This is a genomic window from Microcystis sp. M113S1 (assembly GCF_020246945.1).
Classification (GTDB): Bacteria; Cyanobacteriota; Cyanobacteriia; order Cyanobacteriales; family Microcystaceae; genus Microcystis.
In genome coordinates this window covers 1-3,231 of sequence record NZ_JADBSA010000285.1, presented here as the reverse complement: position 1 = coordinate 3,231, position 3,231 = coordinate 1, and the positions used below count along the sequence as shown (strand labels likewise).

Annotated in this window: 4 protein-coding genes; 2 read left to right on the top strand and 2 right to left on the bottom strand. The window is 45.1% G+C overall.

Features of this window, described 5'->3' with window-relative positions; genetic code table 11:
* Nucleotides 1–283 precede the first annotated feature (283 nt).
* The gene (locus tag IM319_RS14465) at nt 284–448 is read left to right on the top strand and encodes a hypothetical protein (RefSeq protein WP_287676829.1); all 165 of its coding nucleotides are present in this window, start codon (nt 284–286) and stop codon (nt 446–448) included.
* Between the two features lie 65 nt (nt 449–513).
* Here the strand turns inward: IM319_RS14465 and IM319_RS14460 are convergent, their stop codons facing one another.
* Nucleotides 514–1,056, bottom strand: coding sequence for a peroxiredoxin (locus tag IM319_RS14460; RefSeq protein WP_287736015.1), 543 nt, complete (start codon nt 1,054–1,056; stop codon nt 514–516).
* Nucleotides 1,057–1,251: 195 nt separating this feature from the next.
* Nucleotides 1,252–1,479, bottom strand: coding sequence for a hypothetical protein (locus IM319_RS14455; protein WP_287736014.1), 228 nt, complete (start codon nt 1,477–1,479; stop codon nt 1,252–1,254).
* A 116-nt stretch (nt 1,480–1,595) separates the two neighbouring features.
* Here IM319_RS14455 and aroA point away from each other — a divergent pair, with 116 nt between their 5' ends.
* Nucleotides 1,596–2,936: a 3-phosphoshikimate 1-carboxyvinyltransferase gene (gene aroA, locus IM319_RS14450; protein ID WP_287736013.1), complete on the top strand. Its 1,341-nt coding sequence runs from the start codon at nt 1,596–1,598 to the stop codon at nt 2,934–2,936.
* Nucleotides 2,937–3,231 lie beyond the last annotated feature (295 nt).

Below are 3,231 nucleotides of genomic sequence, written 5' to 3'. Positions count from 1 at the left end.
TCAGTCTGTAGAGCGACCATAAGACCAGAACAGAGTAAATCTGTTAAGGCAGGTGCGGAACCCCGCAAGGGAAAGAAGCAGAAACCCAAATCGTGAGGTTTGGGAATCACCGTCCGTTTTACGGCGGTGAGGATGTCAATGGGTTCTACTTTATTCTACCTATATTCCATTTTTTTCCATGTTAACCCCTTTCTCCCTCTTGGCAATGGGACTGACATCCTAGAAGGAAAGCCCTATGCTAAAAATAGGTCAATTACCTGATGGTGTTTAAGGGAGTAAAGCCATGAAAATCTCGTTAACCTTGTTTGTTGTGGTCTCCTTGCTGTTAGGTTCAATTCCTCACACTTTAGCGGTTAATAGTCAAGATAACCATTTTGACCGTTCCTCTTGGCCGCTAATTTTACAAAACCGTGACTGTAAGGGTGATAAGGACGATGATTGCAATTAGTCCTGATTATCTCGGTTAAGGTTGTTAATCCCCCACCGATGAAAAAATCGTGGTCGGGATTTTTTTTATGAATTCGCCTGTAATTCCTCTAAACGTGCTAAAACTTCGGCACTGTGAATGGCAGGATTTACCCCTAAATAAATCTCTTTTAAAATCCCTTGGGTATCTATAAGATAGGTATGACGCAGGGAAACATAACCCATCCAAGAACCATAAGCTTTACTAACATCTCCAGTAGTATCTGCTAGTAAGGGAAATTTTAAACCCTCCGAGTCACAAAATTCCGCATGAGAATCGACATCATCGGCACTTACCCCTAAAATTTGCGTATTTTTAGCCATATATTTCGGCAAATCCTGCTGAAAACGCCGCGCTTCTAGGGTACAGCCCGGGGTAAAATCCTTGGGATAAAAATACAAAACTACCCACTTACCCCGATAATCCGATAGGGAAATATTGCCTTCTCCCGTGTTAGTCGGTAGGGTAAAATCGGGTGCAGGTTGGTTTAAAGGAGGTTGGGGGCCACCTAAAGCGTTAGCATCGGGAATAAGGGCAAAAAATGCCAGAATTACTGCAATTAAAAAACTCAAAAGTTGACGACGAGACATAATCAGTTATCAGTTATCAGTTATCAGTTATCAGTTATTTTAGTAAAAAATCGTAGGGTTAGGGAACAATCGGTGGCTCTCTTATTCTTTGTGTGATAAGTTTAACTTATACAGGAGCGATCGATCTTTGTGTCCTTTCCCTCGTTCCTGTCACACCGGGAAAATCAACTGTCACCACATCTCCAGGGGAAAACGTCACCAATTAACCCCCTCCACATCAGAGAAAGTTTTGGCCGCATAGTTTAGGGAAAAATTGACAAGATCGATCTGATCCTCCTCAGTCCACGTATCATTTTGATCGATCGATACTTGTTGTTGTTGGCCGACAAGTTGATTGAGAATGATTGTGGCCAATCGCAAACGTTCCCCAGATGACAAGTGACAGACCACTTGATTATAAACTTCTTGGGCAGTAGTGGGCATAACAAAAAACTGATGACTGAATGCTTCTAGCTTAATATTCTTTACATAACTTGACAAGGAAAGGGCGAGGTAAAGGGGGAAAATAGATCGAGCTTGTCTTCATCTGCCTAACGATCATGTCTATTGTCACCCTTAACCCCCTTCAATCCCATCAAGATTTAGTCATCGATCCAGCCAAAATCACGGGATTACGGGGAAAAATCACTATCCCCGGCGATAAATCTATATCCCATCGTTCCCTGATGTTAGGAGCGATCGCCGAAGGTGAAACCGTCATTCATGGGTTATTATTGGGCGAAGATCCCCGCAGTACCGCTAGTTGTTTTCGCTGCATGGGTGTGGAAATTTCCCAACTCAACAGCGAGAAAGTGATCGTCAAAGGTAGGGGTTTAGGCAATCTTGAGGAACCCCTAGAAATCCTCGATGCGGGCAATTCCGGCACGACGATCCGCTTAATGTTAGGATTATTGGCCGGTCATCGGGACCGTTTTTTTGTCGTTACCGGTGATGCTTCCCTGCGCTCGCGTCCCATGTCCAGGGTGGTGAAACCCCTAAGGGAAATGGGGGCGCAAATTTGGGGCAGAAAAGCCAATTCTTTGGCTCCTTTAGCTGTTTCTGGGGAATCTCTGCAACCGATCCACTACTATTCTCCCGTTGCTTCTGCACAGGTGAAATCCTGTCTTCTCCTCGCAGGACTGTTAACGGAGGGGAAAACCACGATCACGGAACCCGCTTTATCTCGCGATCACAGTGAACGGATGCTGCGCGCTTTTGGGGCAAATATTGAGGTGGATGGGGAGACTAATAGCGTCACGGTGACGGGTTATCCCACTTTAACCGGACAAACGGTGATTGTACCGGGAGATATCAGTTCGGCAGCTTTTTGGTTGGTAGCGGGGGCAATTGTGCCTAATTCCGAGTTATTAATCGAAAATGTGGGCATAAACCCGACTAGAACTGGAGTTTTACAGGTTTTACAGGCAATGGGAGCAGATATCACCCTCGAAAATCCACGGGTGGTGACGGGGGAACCGGTGGCGGATCTGCGGGTGAAATCCAGTCCACTACAGGCAACCACGATCGCCGGTGAGATTATACCCCGTCTGATCGATGAAATTCCGATTTTGGCAGTAGCGGCCGTTTTTGCCCAAGGAACGACGATTATCAAGGATGCCGAGGAATTACGGGTAAAGGAAAGCGATCGCCTGACGGTGATGGCCACCCAACTCGATCGCCTAGGGGCAAAAGTAAGGGAATTACCCGATGGTTTAGAGATTACCGGCGGTACAGGCCTATTCGGCACGGAAGTGGACAGTTTTACCGATCATCGCATTGCTATGAGTCTAGCGATCGCTGCCCTCAATTCCCGTCAACCCACCACTATCCATCGCGCTGAAGCGGCCGGCATTTCTTACCCTGATTTTTTTAGCACCTTAAAGCAAATTTGTCAAGAGTAAAAATATTAAGTTTTTCTGCGAGCGGGTGAGGGGTAACTGGTACAATTGCAGAAATACCGAAAATCAGCAATTATCAGTGACTCTTAAATGATGACAAATGTATCAGCAGCTGCCTGTAAGCATCCCACCGAAAAACTAATGCGCTCCGGGGTTTGGGTAGGGTTGATTCATTTAAATTAAGTACAGCTGATTTTGAGTCAATAAATTTGACCGAAAATTCTCAAGTTTCTCTTGTTCTAATCAAAAGAGTTAGTCACAATAACTAATCTTTAATCTTCTGCCAATATTTATTATG

Excerpts from the sequence above, each read along its gene's own strand:
- IM319_RS14465 (WP_287676829.1), top strand. The coding sequence starts at position 284 with ATGAAAATCTCGTTAACCTTGTTTGTTGTGGTCTCCTTGCTGTTAGGT.
- IM319_RS14460 (WP_287736015.1), bottom strand. The coding sequence starts at position 1,056 with ATGTCTCGTCGTCAACTTTTGAGTTTTTTAATTGCAGTAATTCTGGCA.
- IM319_RS14455 (WP_287736014.1), bottom strand. The coding sequence starts at position 1,479 with ATGCCCACTACTGCCCAAGAAGTTTATAATCAAGTGGTCTGTCACTTG.
- aroA (WP_287736013.1), top strand. The coding sequence starts at position 1,596 with ATGTCTATTGTCACCCTTAACCCCCTTCAATCCCATCAAGATTTAGTC.